Annotated in this window: 12 protein-coding genes; 3 read left to right on the top strand and 9 right to left on the bottom strand. The window is 71.7% G+C overall.

Going from position 1 to position 14,058, the window contains the following annotated elements; translation table 11 throughout:
• Positions 1 to 74 precede the first annotated feature (74 nt).
• The 6 genes from F8566_RS38945 to F8566_RS38920 all read right to left on the bottom strand — a co-directional run bounded on the left by F8566_RS38945 (position 75) and on the right by F8566_RS38920 (position 6,111).
• Positions 75 to 1,235 carry an MFS transporter gene (locus tag F8566_RS38945; protein WP_225993904.1) on the bottom strand — a complete coding sequence of 387 codons (1,161 nt, stop codon included), beginning with the start codon at positions 1,233 to 1,235 and terminating at the stop codon, positions 75 to 77.
• A 4-nt stretch (positions 1,236 to 1,239) separates the two neighbouring features.
• Positions 1,240 to 1,803, bottom strand: coding sequence for an RNA 2',3'-cyclic phosphodiesterase (gene thpR / locus F8566_RS38940; RefSeq protein ID WP_151567409.1), 564 nt, complete (start codon positions 1,801 to 1,803; stop codon positions 1,240 to 1,242).
• An 86-nt stretch (positions 1,804 to 1,889) separates the two neighbouring features.
• Positions 1,890 to 3,590 carry a TerD family protein gene (locus F8566_RS38935; protein ID WP_151567407.1) on the bottom strand — a complete coding sequence of 567 codons (1,701 nt, stop codon included), beginning with the start codon at positions 3,588 to 3,590 and terminating at the stop codon, positions 1,890 to 1,892.
• A gap of 17 nt (positions 3,591 to 3,607) precedes the next feature.
• Entirely contained in the window at positions 3,608 to 4,177 is a 570-nt protein-coding gene (locus F8566_RS38930) for a TerD family protein (protein ID WP_151567405.1), read from the bottom strand.
• A gap of 105 nt (positions 4,178 to 4,282) precedes the next feature.
• Positions 4,283 to 5,572, bottom strand: coding sequence for an MFS transporter (locus F8566_RS38925; protein ID WP_151567403.1), 1,290 nt, complete (start codon positions 5,570 to 5,572; stop codon positions 4,283 to 4,285).
• Between the two features lie 62 nt (positions 5,573 to 5,634).
• Complete coding sequence (locus F8566_RS38920; protein ID WP_151567401.1) at positions 5,635 to 6,111, bottom strand: MarR family transcriptional regulator; 477 nt, start codon at positions 6,109 to 6,111, stop codon at positions 5,635 to 5,637.
• Between the two features lie 201 nt (positions 6,112 to 6,312).
• Here F8566_RS38920 and F8566_RS38915 point away from each other — a divergent pair, with 201 nt between their 5' ends.
• Positions 6,313 to 7,125: an alpha/beta fold hydrolase gene (locus F8566_RS38915; protein WP_151567399.1), complete on the top strand. Its 813-nt coding sequence runs from the start codon at positions 6,313 to 6,315 to the stop codon at positions 7,123 to 7,125.
• On the top strand, positions 7,125 to 7,676 hold the full coding sequence (locus F8566_RS38910) for a TetR/AcrR family transcriptional regulator (protein ID WP_151567397.1): 552 nt from the start codon (positions 7,125 to 7,127) through the stop codon (positions 7,674 to 7,676). Before F8566_RS38915 ends, F8566_RS38910 begins: the two co-directional genes overlap by 1 nt.
• Positions 7,677 to 7,711: 35 nt before the next feature.
• On the opposite strand, the gene F8566_RS38905 is transcribed toward F8566_RS38910, so the two are convergent.
• The gene (locus F8566_RS38905) at positions 7,712 to 9,223 is read right to left on the bottom strand and encodes an NCS2 family permease (RefSeq protein WP_151567395.1); all 1,512 of its coding nucleotides are present in this window, start codon (positions 9,221 to 9,223) and stop codon (positions 7,712 to 7,714) included.
• A 146-nt stretch (positions 9,224 to 9,369) separates the two neighbouring features.
• Between F8566_RS38905 and F8566_RS38900 the strand changes: the two genes are divergently transcribed.
• Positions 9,370 to 9,627: a DUF2530 domain-containing protein gene (locus F8566_RS38900; protein ID WP_151567393.1), complete on the top strand. Its 258-nt coding sequence runs from the start codon at positions 9,370 to 9,372 to the stop codon at positions 9,625 to 9,627.
• 16 nt (positions 9,628 to 9,643) lie between these two features.
• Here the strand turns inward: F8566_RS38900 and F8566_RS38895 are convergent, their stop codons facing one another.
• Both F8566_RS38895 and F8566_RS38890 read right to left on the bottom strand, forming a co-directional pair.
• A complete protein-coding gene (locus F8566_RS38895) occupies positions 9,644 to 12,799 on the bottom strand; it encodes a sacsin N-terminal ATP-binding-like domain-containing protein (RefSeq protein ID WP_151567391.1) in 3,156 nt (1,051 codons plus the stop codon).
• Between the two features lie 52 nt (positions 12,800 to 12,851).
• Positions 12,852 to 13,682: a DUF3027 domain-containing protein gene (locus F8566_RS38890; protein ID WP_225993934.1), complete on the bottom strand. Its 831-nt coding sequence runs from the start codon at positions 13,680 to 13,682 to the stop codon at positions 12,852 to 12,854.
• Positions 13,683 to 14,058: the final 376 nt, after the last annotated feature.

Raw genomic sequence — 14,058 nt, 5'->3', positions numbered from 1 at the left:
AGCGGGCTCCGGCCATGAATGGTCAAGGGCACGCGGAGTGCCTCTGGGGCCGCGTGTGCTGCCGGTCGAACGACCTATTTGTGCTGACGCTTTCGAGAAAATGAGGCTGTCCGGCTGCCGACGAGAACGAACAGAGGGGCTATGGCTAGAAGGAGGGCTAGGGCCGTGAAGCCGTAGGTGAGGGTGGCCAGGGTGGCTACTCCGGCTACCAGGAGGGGGCCGCCTGCGTCGCCTAGTTCGCGGCCTAATTCGGCGGCGCCCATCGTTTGGCCAAGGCGTTCGGTGGGGGTGGCGGCGGCTAGGGCTGCGAAGCCCAGCGGGGTTATCAGGCCGGTGCCGACGCCGATGAGGGCGGCGGCGGCCAGGACTCCGGGCACGCCGGGGATGGTCGCAGCGGCCAGGCCAGTGGCGGTCAGAGCGAGGCCGGTCAGGATGCCGCGTCTGGCTGTGAGGCGGCCGGCGTCTAGGGCACGGCCCACCTTGGGTTGGACGAGGGCCGCGCAGCCTGCGAGGACGGAGACGGCGGCGCCTGTGGCCAGGGTGCCCATGCCGGCGGCGGCGCCGGAGACGGGCAAGAAGCCCACGCCTACCGAGAGGGCGGCTGTTGCGGCGGCCAGGGCAGAGGTGGGGCCGAGGAACGAACGGTCGAGCAGGCGGCGGGCCAAGTCGAGGACCGTCTGCCGCGTCTTGGGAAGGGGCGGGACCCGGGGGACGGCGAGAGCGGCCCAGAGGGCGACCACGGCGGCCAGGATCGTCAGGGTCAGGAAGAGCAGGCGCATCCCTCCCGCCCACATGAGGGCCCCGCCGAGCAGCGGGCCGAGGGTGTAGCCGATGGACTTGTAGAAGCCGTACGAGCCGAAGGCCCTTCCGTGCGCGGTCGGGTTGAGGCGGGCGACCAGCGCGGAGGCCGAGGGGCTGAACGCGGAGGCGGCGGCGCCCTGGCCGAGGCGCGCCATCCAGAGGTAGGCGGTGCTGTCCGCCGCGGTGTAGAGGGCGGAGGCCGCGGCGAACGCGATGAGGCCGCCCAGGAGGACGGGACGGGCTCCTATCCGGTCTGCCAGGGTGCCGAAGAGGGGCTTGAGCAGGACTTCGGCACCGTCGTACAGGGCGAGAAGACCACCGAGGACAAGGAGCGAGGTGACCGCGTCCTCCGAACCCAGGTTGGCCGCGATGCCATGGGCGCCGAACGCGGTGGTGAATCCGGCCGCGTACAGCGGCCACATCTGGGCTCTCATGCCGTCAGCGAAGCGACCACGTCTTGAGCGACTCGTACTCCAGGTCCGGATGCCCCTTCCCCGGCAGATGGCTGCGCATCAGGTGGATCGAGGTCGCCGTCCAGGAGGAGCCGGCGAACGTGGACAGCGACTCCAGCAACGGCCGTACGTCGACCGGCCGGCGGGACCGCGCGAGGGTGAGGTGGGGCCGGAATGTCCGGTGCTTGTCGGGTGGGGTGCCGACGCGGCGGCCTGCGGCCGTCGTCGAGGCCGCCAGGCGGGCGACGCCGCGCCGGTCGCCGTAGATGCCCGTCCAGACGACGCGGGCGTGCGCTCCGCTGCCCGGGAAGGCGCCGGCCCCCGCCAGCGAGAGCGAGAGCCGGTCGTGGCGGCCCACGGCGCGCTCCAGGCGGGGTAGCAGCTTCTCCAGGGTGCGTTCGTCGATCTCGCCGAGGAACGTCAGCGTGACGTGGATCAGCTCGCGGCGGATCCACTTGAGGTCGGGCCAGTCGGCCTTGACCGGAGCGATGAACTCCTCGAGCTCGTCAAGGATCTCCGGCGGCGGAACGAGCGCGACGAAGAGTCTCATCGGCGTTCCAGAGGCCCGATGCGCATCGCCACGTGCACAGCCTGTCAGCACCCGAGCCGCGTTGTCACGTCCCGGCGCAGGGCCGGTCATCCCAGCGACTGCGACTCCCCTCCGTACGACGCGATCGTCCGGGCGTGAGCGCCGAGTACGTGCGCGAGAAGGGACGGTGCGCGGGTGCCGTCGCCGGCGTCATGTAGCACGTCCGGGGTGAGCGTCCAGTCCGCGCCGACCCATGAGTCGGCGACGCTGTCAGGGATGGACGGCAGGCTGTTGCACACCTGGCGCACCCGCATCGCCCGTACGGACTCGGCCGCCGGCGTGTCGGTCTCCACCAGCAGCACGGGGACGCCGACCAGCGGGCCGTCCTCGACCAGGCGGAGCACCTGGTGCGCCTGGTCGCCTTCGAGCATCGAACCGGCGTCCAGGATGACGGCGAGCCTGATCGGCGGTCCGGTGGGCAGCTCGGATTCGTCGGCCCCGACGCCGCGCAGGTCGATGAGGTCGAGCAGGCGGCGGAGCCGTTCGGTGGCGGCGGGTCCGCTGGCGACGCCCCCGCCGAGCAGGACCTCGCGCAGTACCGGTCCCGCCGGGTCCAGGTCGTTCAGCCAGCCCGCGCCCGACAGGCCCGCGGCGTCGATGACCTCGACGCCCGCCACACCGGGCGGCAGGGCGGCGAAGAACCGGGTGACCAGCGACCACGCGTACGCAAGCGAGTCCCCGGGCAGCGCGCCCCGCGAGATCCAGATCCCGCGCCGCCACGGCATGCGCAACACGAGCGGCACCTGGAGGCCGGGCAGTTCGTCGACCGACAGCCCGCCCAGCAGGACGCCTTCGGCCAGGTCGGTACGCGGCTGCCAGGTCAGCCAGGCCGGCCCGGAGAACGGCGCGACCTCCGCCGTGGAGAACGGGTCGGAGGCGGCGAGCTCGTCGCGGAGCTGGGCGGCGTCGGCGTGGAGGCGTTCGGTCGCCGCGCTCATCAGCTCCTGGTAGCGGCCGGACGGCGCCCGCCCGGCGATCTCGTCGTTCCGGATGACGAGGGCGTGCTCGGTGGAGGCCCGGAACGCCGACAACGAACGGCTCGCGTCCTCCCAGACCAGCCAGCACCGTTCGACGTAGCCGACCTCGTGCGGCCCAGGCTGCTGCGGTGCCCCCGCCGGCGACGGAGGGGGCTGCACAGGCGGCCTGGGCGGCGCCGGAACGCCCGCAGGCCCGCCGAACGGGGGCGCCACGGGCTGCGAGCCCGCCTGCGCGGACGCGGTCTCCTCAGCGGCGTTCTCGCCTGTGTCCTCGACCTCGACGCCATGGTCGGTGACCAGCTCGGCCAGGCCGCCTGCATACCCCTGTCCGACGGCCCGCACCTTCCACGCGCCGGCCCGCCGGTAGATCTCGAATCCGACGATCGCCTTCTCCGGGCCGAGCCCGTCGACGGTGAACGCCGCGAGCGCCGTCCCGTTCGCGCCGACGATCTCCAGGCGCGGCGGCGGGACCGCGCCGAACGACCCCGGCTCGGTGAGGCTCACCGCCACCATCACGGCGTCGGCGCCGTCCGGCACCGCGTCGAGATCGACGTCGATGCGCTGGCCGCCGCCCGCCTCCGACCAGCGCACGCCGGACGCCTCGGGCGCGTTGAAGAACACCAGATCCGCGTCCGAACGCACGCGCCGGTCGGGACCCACGATCAGCGCGCTCACGTCGACCGGCGCCGCACAGGAGACGACGACACCGACCAGGCGCGCGGGCAGCGGGGCATTGGCCCCGCGGGGCAGCACAGGAAAGGACTCTGTCATCCGGGGATCGTCCGCGCTCAGGCGTGCGCGGTGATGGACGGCAACATGTCCTCGAACGTGCGGCCCTGGCTGGGCTCACCGATGGCGGCCATCTTCCAGCCGCTGGCGTGCCGGTAGAGCCGGGCCATCACCATGGCCGTGTGCCCGCCGCCGCCCGTGAGCGTATAGCGGGCCAGCTCGCCGCCGCCCGTCTCGTCGACCAGGCGGCAGAACGCGTTGTCGACCTCGTCGAACGTCTGCCCGTTGAACGAGCTCACCGTGAACACCAGCGAGGTGACGTGCACCGGCAGCCGCCCGAGGTCGACGAGCACTGACTCGTCGTCGCCGTCGCCGTGCCCGGTCACGTTGTCGCCGGTGTGCCGGACGGAACCGTCATCGCTGACGAGCTTGCCGAAGTAGACGACGTCGGCGAGCCGTCCGTCGGCGAACAGCACGCAGGAGGCGTCGAGGTCGATCTCCTGCTGGCGGGCGCCGAAGAAGCCCTTTTTCTTCACCGCGTCCCAGCCCAGGCCCATCCGCACCATCGTCAGCGCGTCACCGGGCTTCTCCAGCGAGATCCGCTGGCCTTTCTGCATCGAGACAGCCATCGCCGTGCCCTCCCCCTCCTCCGTACGAGCAGCACCCTGCATCAATAGCCGGCAGGCATCAAACCGGGCGATCCCGGCATGCCGAGCAATGACCGTCAAAGAGTGTCAGTAGCCGCGCCCCGCTGTCATCCGGTTCGCCAGCATCGCCGGTACGCGAACGATCCGGCGTGGGACACTGCCGCCTTCGCGCGGCGAGCGGCTGGCTGCTCCGCGGGGAGCTGCCAGCGCCGCGACGACGAGGGCGGTGAGGGTCGCGACGACGCCGCCGAAGACGATCGTCATGCGGGGGCCGAAGGCCTGCGCCATCCAGCCGACCATCGGTGCGCCCAGCGGGTTCGTCCCCATGAAGACGAGCATGTAGAGCCCCATCACGCGGCCGCGCATCTCCGGCTCGACGCTCAGTTGCATCGTCGCGTTCGCGGCGGTGGTGAAGGTCATGAGCGCGATGCCGGTGGGGATGAGCATCACCAGGAACGTGCCGTACGTCGGCATCAGGCCTGTCATCACCTCCAGAACGCCGAACACCAGCACCGCGCCCAGCAACAGGCGCAGGCGCGGACGTGACGCGCGACGGGCCGCCAGGAGGGCGCCGGTGAGCGCACCCACCGCGAGCATGCTGGAGGCGAGGCCGAACGAGGACGCGCCAGTGTGGAAGACCTCGCGGGCCACCAGCGCGACCGTGATCTGGAAGTTCATGCCGAACGTGGCGACGAAGCCGACGAGGGCCAGCACCAGCATCAGATCGCGGCGTCCGCGTACGTACCGGAGCCCTTCGCGCAGTTGCCCCTTGGCCCGCGCGACCGGCTCGGCGACGTTCAGTTCGCGCTCGCGCATCGCGTACAGGCCGAGGAGCACGGCGCCGAACGACGCCGCGTTCACCAGGAAGACCGGGCCGGTGCCGATCGCGGCGATCAGCAGGCCGGCGAGCGCCGGGCCGAGCAGCCTCGCGCCGTTGAACGTGGCGCTGTTGAGCGCGATGGCGTTGGGCAGGTCGCGCTTGCCGACCATCTCCACGACGAACGCCTGCCGCGTGGGGTTGTCGACCACCGTGGCGAGGCCGAGGCCGAACGCCAGCAGGTAGACGTGCCAGACCTGAGCCGTCCCGCTCATGGCCAGCACGCCGAGGATCAGCGCGAGCACACCCATCGACACCTGGGTGATCATCAGTACCCGGCGCTTGGAGTAGCGGTCGGCGACCACCCCGCCCCAGAGCCCGAACAGCAGCAGCGGCAAGAACTGCAGCCCGGTCGTGATCCCGAGCGCGACGCCGCTGCCGTGGGTGAGCTCGAGCACGAGCCAGTCCTGCGCGACCCGCTGCATCCAGGTACCGGTGTTGGAGACCACCTGCCCTGCGGTGAAAAGCCTGTAGTTGCGATTGCGCAGCGACCGGAACATCCCACCAGCCGCACTGTCGGCAGCCGGGGTGTCGGATGGCTCAGCGGGGGCGGGCGCCGGGGTCAGGCCTGGCTGAGCTTGTCCAGGATGGGCGCCGCCTTGCGCAGGATCGCTCGCTCCTCCGGTGTCAGCTCGCTCAGGCGTTGCGAGAGCCACGCCTCCTTGCGGCGCCGCTCCTCCGCCAGCAGGTCCCGTCCCGCGGTCGTCGCGCTCAGCACCACCTGGCGGCCGTCCGTCGGGTGCGGGCTGCGCTCCACGAGCCCCTGGCCCTCCAGGAACGCGATCACGCGCGTCATCGAGGGCGGCTGCACCTTCTCGTGATCGGCCAACTCCCGGGGCGTCATCGACTGATGGCGCTCCAGGGCGGCGAGCGCGGCGAACTGGGTCAGCGTCAGCGGGCCTGGACCGCCGGCGCCTTCGATGGGTACGGGCCTCAGCCTGCGCAGGCGGCGCGACAGCCGGGCGATCGAGATGCGCAGATCTTCGGCCAGCCCGTGCGCCGAGGACGGCACGGACGCTCCGGTTCCGGTCGGTGGCATGGTCATGTTCGTTCGCAGAAGTCATTGCTTTTGCTAACGACCTGGCGGGGAAGGCTATTCCCCTCGCCGGCGGCGGCGCACAACGACTCCGGCCCCTCCGATCGGTCGCTGGACTCCCGGCCTCCATCGTCCCATGCGACCCGCTTGACAAGACAAGCTAATAGTATTAGCTTTACGGCTATCGAACTTAAGGAGTGCGGAATGACCGAGTACATCGAGGTTTCCGGCGGGCGGATCGCCTACGACGTGACCGGCGAGGGCCCCCTGGTGATCCTCGCCCCGGGCATGGGAGACCTGCGCTCCACCTACCGTTTGCTGGGCCCCGAGCTGGTCCGGGCCGGCTACCGCGTCGTCACGACGGACCTGCGCGGCCACGGCGAGTCCAGCACCCCGTTCGCCTCCTACGACAACACGAGCGCGGGAGCCGACCTCGTCGCGTTGATCCGCCACCTCGGCGGACCCGCCGTCATCGTTGGCCACTCGTTCTCCGGCGGCTCGGCGGTCTGGGCCGCCGGGGAGGACGCCTCGCTGGTGAACGGGCTGGTGCTGGTGGGCGCCTTCACCCGGCCCGTCTCCATGAACCTCTTCATGACACAACTCGCGAGGCTCGTGCTCGGTTTCCCGGCACTGTGGGGGATGTACTACAAGACGCTCTTCAAGGGCCCGAAGCCCGCCGACTTCGCCGAGCACCTGGCCGCCGTGAAGGCCAACATGCGCGAGAAGGGCCGGATGGCCGCCGCCCGAGAGATGGGCCTGGGCACCAAGACCGACATGGACGGCCGCCTCGGGCGAGTCACGGCCCCGACGCTGATCATGTACGGCACCAAGGACCCCGACTTCCCCGACCCCGAGGCCGAGGCCGGCATCGTCGCGGGCGAGCTGGCGGGTAAGACGGAGACCGTGATGATCGAGGGCGCGGGCCACTATCCCCATCAGGAGTTCCCCGCCGAGACCGCCGCCGCCGTCCTGGCGTTCCTCGGCCAGGTCGCGCCGACCACCCAGGGGGCCGCCTGATGCCGCGGGTAGGGCTGTCCCCCGACGGGGTCGTCGACGCCGCGATCGCGATCGTGGACGCCGAGGGCCCCGCCGCCCTCACCCTGTCGGCCGTCGCCGCGCAGGCCGGGGTCCAGACGCCGTCGCTCTACAAGCACGTGCGCAACCTCGCCGAGCTCCGGCAGCTGGTGACGCTCCGCGTGATCGAGGAGCTCACCGGACGGCTCGGCGAGGCGGCGCTCGGCCGTTCCGGCGACGACGCGGTACGCGCCATCATGCGGGCCTACCGTTCCTACGTCGTGGACCACCCGGGCCGCTACGCCGCCATGGACCAGGCACCCGACCCGCGCCTGGAGGCCGCCGCCGGCCGGCTCCTGGGCATCATCCTCGCCGCCCTCCGCGCGTACGAGCTCGACGACGACGCCCTCATCCACGCCGCACGAGCCCTCCGTTCGACCTCGCACGGCTTCGCCATTTTGGAGGCGTCGGGAGGCTTCGGCCTCCCGCAGGATCTGGAGACCAGCTACGAACTCCTCATCCAGATGGTCATCGGCGGCCTCCACAGGACCTGACCTGAGCACCTGACCTCAGGGGCCGGCCACGCCGCCTAGCCCACGTTCAGCAGCTCCTTGATCGGGTCGAGCGCGAAGTACAGCACGAACAGGGCCGCGATCAGCCACATGAGCGGGTGGATCTCGTCGAAGCGGCGCCGGGCCGCCTTGATGGCCACATAGCTGATGAAGCCCGCCCCGATGCCCACCGTGATCGAGTACGCGAACGGCATCAGCACGATCGTGAGGAACGCCGGGATCGCGATGTCGTAGTCGTTCAGGTCGATGTGCCTGATCTGCGTCATCATCAGGAAGCCGACCACCACCAGCGCCGGGGTGGCCGCCTCGAACGGCACGATCGTGACCAGCGGCGCGAAGAACATCGCCACCAGGAAGAGCCCGCCGGTCACCACGCTCGCCAGCCCGGTCCGCGCGCCCTCCGCGACGCCCGCGGCCGACTCGATGTAGGTGGTGTTGGACGAAGTCGACGCCGCGCCGCCCGCCGCCGCCCCGACCGAGTCGATCAGCAGGACGTTGCGGATGCCGGGCAGCTCGCCCTTCTCGTCGAGCAGCTCGGCCTCCTTGCCGACGCCGACGACCGTGCCCATCGTGTCGAAGAAGTCGGCCAGCATCACCGTGAAGATGAACAGGATCGCCGCCGTGACCCCGGCCCGCTCGAAGCTCCCGAAGAGGCTGAAGTCACCGATCAGGCTCAGGTCCGGCGTGTCGACGATCTTGTCCGGCAGCTCCGGCACGTTCAGCTGCCAGCCGTCGGGGTTGATCACGGGCTTCCCGTCCGGTCCCGGCCCCTTGTTGAACGGCCCCGCCTTGGCCAGTGCCTCCACCACGATCGCGACGACCGTCGTCCCCAGGATCCCGATCAGGATCGCCCCGCGCACTTTTAGCGCCACCAGCAGCACGGTCAGTATCAGCCCGAACCCGAACACCAGCGTCGGCCAGCCGGACAGGCTGCCCGTCGCTCCCAGTTGCAAGGGCACTGTCGCCTCGCCGACGGCCCCCGGGATACGCCGGACGAATCCGGCGTCCACAAACCCGATCAACGCGATGAAAAACCCGATGCCGACGGCGATCGCCGTCTTCAGCCCGGCCGGGATCGCGCGGAACACCGCCACCCGGAACCCTGTCAGCACCAGCACGGTGATGATCAGGCCTTCGAGGACGATGATGCCCATCGCGTCCTCCCACGACATGCCGCTGGCGATGCTGTACGCGAGCAACGCGTTCAGCCCCAGCCCGGCCGCCATCGCGAACGGATAGCGGCCGATCACGCCCATGGCGAGCGTCAGCAGCCCGGCCACCAGCGCCGTCGCCGCCGCCACGAGCGGGATGCTCGCTCCGGGAGTGGTCAGATCGCCGAGGAACTGCTTGTCCGCGTCGGCGACGGTCCCAATGATCAGCGGGTTGAGAACGACGATGTAGGCCATCGTGAAGAACGTGGCCAGCCCGCCCCGCACCTCACGGCTCACGGTCGAGCCACGCTCAGAGATCTTGAAGTACCGGTCGAGTGGACTCGCCTGCCGTTCGACAGCGTCATCGGTAGTGCTCATGCGCGCACGGTGACAGAAACACGGCCGACCGAAAAGACCTCAATCAGTAAAGAACTCGTCCCGCCGGCCATCGTTACGAGCGTGAAACCCGGCCGCCACAGAGGGTGTGATCCAGATCTCTGGAGGCCGCCGTTTAGGCTGATCGCATGACCCGTGCCCGCCGCCCCGACCCGCCGCCGCTGGAGACCAACGACGTGCGGATCGCCCAGGCCGGCACCGTCGCCTGGGTGATCGCCCTGATCGTCCTCCTGATCACCGGCGCCGACCGCTGGTGGCTCTGGGTCTGCGTCACCGGCATCGCCATCGGCCTCTTCGCCATCTGGTACGTCCCCCGCCTCCAGTCGGGCCGTGCCCGCCAGGAGGCCGCCCGAGCCGCCCGCAGGACCCCCGCCGACCCGGAGTGACCATCACGCCGTCAGGTCACGGAGCGTGGAGGTCGGATTCGGCTTGGAAGATGGGGAGGGCGTGCGGCTCGCGGAGGACGGCTTCCAGGAAGAAGCGGTCCTCCCAGCGTTCGCAGGACCAGGCGAGACCGCGGGCCAGGCCTGCCAGGCCGGACGCGTGGATCACGCCGTTCTGGTACCACCAGGGGACGGGCATGCCGTTCACCAGGAGGCCGACGTGGGCCATGTAGGTCTCGGGGGCGTCCGGCAGCACGGCGAAGACGTCCTGCGGGACAAGGTGCACCTCGCCGGTCGATCCCAGTACGCCCGGGACCTCCTCACTCGCGACCGGCAGGTCCAGCACCTCCGCCAGGCGCTCGGCCCGCCCGTGCGCAGCGATGATCAGCGGCTGGCCCGCGAGCAGAGGGAGCAGGTCCGGACGGTCGAGGATCAGCGCGTCGGGGGCCTCGGCGACCTCCACCTCGCCGTCCACGACGGCGCGCACCCGCTCCGGCGGCCGCACCCGCACGTCCTCGGGGAGATCGGCCAGCGCAGTCCACAGGGTGCTCAGCTGGTCACGGGCAACGGTGCGGGACGGGTCACCCATGCGGTCCAGGAGTTCCTGGGCGCCACCGGGCTCCGCCAGCAGCTGGGCGAGCGACGTGCGCACGCCGAGTGCCAGCAGGACCTCGCGGTCCAGATCGCCGGACACGACCTCGTACAGCCCTGCCAGCTCTTCTGAGCCGGAGGCGAAGGGCGGCGCTGAGCCGGAGGCGAAACGCAGCTCGCCAGGCCGCCGCCCGTTCAGGACCGGATGCCGTGCGAGCCACCAGGCCGTGTACGAGGGCACCGTCACGCGACGGCCGTCGGCGAGCGTCACGTGTGCGGGCTCGACCAGCGCGGCACGCCACGGCGGCCGGGCAAGGGAGCGGAGCGCGGCGTCCCAGTCGGCGACGAGCTCGAGGTCCCGGACGGCCTGGAACTCCGGCACCAGCGGCGGCAGATCCTGGAATCCGAGCCGTTCCAGCACCTCGTCCGCCCAGAGGTCCTCGCCATCCAGGTCGAACGACTCCGCCAGATCGGCGAGAGCGGCCAGATTGACGTCCTCACCGCGGGCCATGGCGAAGCCGTTGAGCACGCCGACGGCCTCAAGAGGCTCGGCCCCCCAGCGGTCCACCAGCTCGGCCGCCACCACGCCGAACGGCGCGTCGTCGGCCATGATGTCGCGGAGCGGGCTGCCGGGAAGGAGGAGCTCTCCGGCCGGGTAAAGATCGCCGTCGTCGCCCGGCAGTGCGAGCTCGGCGAGCCACGGTTCCGTGCCGGGATCGAGGTGGGCCGCGGCCACCAGACCGAGCACCGCCTCCGCGACCCGATCCGGATCGTCCGCGTCGAACGAATCCTCCACCGCGGCCCGTACGACCGGATCTGCGAGCACCGTCCGCGGCCCCGCCTCCACCGTGCCGAGCCGCAGCAGCAGCGGATGCACGGCCTCCGGGTGAACGAACCGCAGCCCGAGGGCGTCGAGGCCTGCCGGGTCGATGCCGTCGGCGGCGACGAGCAGCCCGCGCGGCCCACGCACCATCCGGGCGCTCTGCTTGCCGAACGGCCCCTGCTCCCTGAACGGATCGGGCTCGCCTGCCAACGGCACCGGCAGGGCACCGAGGGAGTCGGTGGACGCCCCCGTGAACGCCTCGTACAACCGACGCCACCATGCGGGCTCCCGGTCGAGCGCGGCCAGCTCGTCGACGACGTCCGCGAGCTCCATGCGGCGCACGCCGAGCGCGGTGAGCGCCTGGTGCCGGACGGGCCACCCGGCGGGCAGCAGACCCGGTACGACGACCTCGCTGCGCCCCGGCCCGCCCGCCAGCAGCTCGATCAGCGCCGACGGCCCGTCCACCGCCACCGCGTCCCGTCCCCGGACGGCACCGCCCTCCGGGGCCGCGGCCGTCGGCAAGAGGGGGGTCTCGGGCAGGCGGGCCCGGATGGCACGGCGGATCGCGGCGTCGAACTCCCCCGCGCCGACCGGGCCGGGGATCAGATCGAGCAGGCGCGGCGTCGCCGGGATGTCCCGCAGCAGCTGTACGTAGGCCTCGGCGGCCCGTTCCACCAGGTAGTCGGTGAGCGGCCCGGGCGCGACGTGGCGGCGGTCGGGCGCGAGCGGGAACGAGGCGATCAGCAGGGCCGGAAAGTCGAGCCGTTCGTCGCTGGGCGTCGGGGCGTGCAGGACGGCGGGCGTGCCTGCGGGGAGCCCTCTGGACTCCGGCATGGCCCAGCGCACCTGCCAGATCGGGCGGGCCCGCTCCTCGGTGGGGCGGTCGGCCAGGAGCTCGGCCGGGATCGGGCCATGGGCCTCGGCCGTCCGCCAGGACACGTCGTCGATCACCGCCGCGCCGGGAGTGCGGTGATCGGCGGTCAGGGTGCGGAGGGGCACCCCGTCGACGTCGAGCTCGATCTTCTCCAGGACGGGCAGCGCGAGCATGAGGGCGGGGCCGGCCTGCTGGAGCTGGTCCCGTACGAGGGCTTCGGCCGCGGCGTCGCGCAACGGCAGCCGTACGACCGTCGTGGCGCCCTCAGGGACGGGTGGCCGCGGGCCGGTCTGCGGAAAGGGCAGACGGAGCAGGGGTACGTGGCCGCCCCGGCGATCGAGCTCCTCCGCGAGCGCGGGGACGCGCGCCACCAGCTCGCGTGCCCGGGTCGCCGACCATTCGACCCCGGCGATCGAGGGGTTGTCGCTCACCGCGACCACGGCGGCGAATCCGACCCCGAACCGCCCCACGGCGCCCGCGTCGTCCCGCTTGGCCGACGCGCGCAAGGTGGACAGCGCCTCGACCCCGGCGGCGTCGAGTGGGGCCCCGTTGTTGGCGGCAAGCAGGACGCCGTCCCGCAGGCTCAGCCAGAGCCGCCCCGGCACTCCGGCCCGCGCGGCGGCGTCGGCGGCGTTCTGCGCCAGTTCGACGATGACGCGGTCGCGGTAGCCGCCGAGCGCGTAGTCCTCTTCGGCGTTGGCGTCCTCGCGGAAGCGCGCGGGCGACTCCGCCCAGGCGCGCAGCACCCGTTCACGGAGAGCCCCGATCCCGAACGGATCACTCCCGAACGGATCGGCCCCGTCGGCCTCACCCGTATCCGCTCCCGCCCTGATACCGGCGTCGACGCCGGCGCGGGAGGTCTCTGCTCGATCCGACGGTTCAGTCACCGGCCCGTTCACCCATCCGTCTGCACGACATCGAGGACACCGTACGAGTGGATCAGCTGTGGCCGAGCGCCTCTTCGGCCTCGGTGTCCAACGCGTCCGGCGTGTCCAACGCGTCCGGCGTGTCCGACGCATCCGGCGTGGCTTGCACGGCTGTCGTGGCTTGCGCGTCCGGCGCGGCGGCGGCTGACGCGGGCATGAGGTCGTAACCCAGCTCGTCGATCACAGGCGGGTTGTGCTCGGAGGCGGCCGGCAGGTTGACCGCCTCGGAGTGCGCACCGCACCCGTGGTCGGCGGAGACCACCCGGCCGTCGTCGGGGGCGTACTCGTTCGCGCAGACGCCGAAGATCTGCCGCAGCTCACCCGCGAGCGGCAGGTAGAACCCGCAGGTCGAGCACTGCGCCGGAGCCGAGGACGCGATCGGGGCGCGCGGCCCCGCCACCCCTTCGTACCAGCGGCTCGCGGCCTCGTCGCGCCCCTCCTGGGACAGCACGCGCGGCCGGCCGAGGCCGAGCTCCCAGCCCAGCTGCGGATCGGCCGCGTCGCTGACCTGCGTGAACCCGGGTGCCAGCCGGACGTCGTCGGGTGCCGTGGGCAGCAGATCGCCCGGGCCGAGGTCGCCGGGACGCAGGCGTTCGAGCCACGGCACCCAGGGCGGCGCGAGCAGCGCGTCATCGCCGGGCAGCAGGACGCATTCGTCGACCGTCACGACCTTGGCGCGGGAGGCGCGGGTCACGGTGACGGCCCAGCGCCAGCCCCGGTAGGCGGGGTCCATACAGTCGAAGTAGTGCGTGACCAGCCGGTCACCTTCGGCCCGTACGCCCAGATGTTCGCCGACGGGAACGGGCCGCGAGGTCTCCACCGCGGCCTCCCGGGCAAGATCGATGGCCTCCGCGCAGGCGGCGTCGACGGCCGGCGGACGGGCTCGCCGGGCGGACCCGGTGGTGGACGAACGCGCGGGGCTGGATTGACGGAGTGGGCTCACAGCCCAATTCTCGCTCATGGAAAGGCGTGGCCGCGCACCCCATCGGCCACAACGCGCATCTCTGGTCCGAGGTTGGGTTCGCTGAGGCCCGGGTAAACGTCATTCCTGGCCCAGTCCTGGCCCTGGTGGGGGTGAAGACGGGGCCTTCCAGGGTGAAGATGGTTCAGAACGTTCGCACAGGGAGTGACGATGCGGACCGGACTGGGGGACTGACCGCATGGGTTTCCGGGAGGGCATGGGCGCCACCGCGCGCGGCGCGGGCACGGCCGCGCGCGGC

This window comes from Actinomadura rudentiformis, assembly GCF_008923185.1.
Lineage (GTDB): Bacteria > Actinomycetota > Actinomycetes > Streptosporangiales > Streptosporangiaceae > Spirillospora > Spirillospora rudentiformis.
This window is presented reverse-complemented; position numbering and strand designations above follow the sequence as displayed.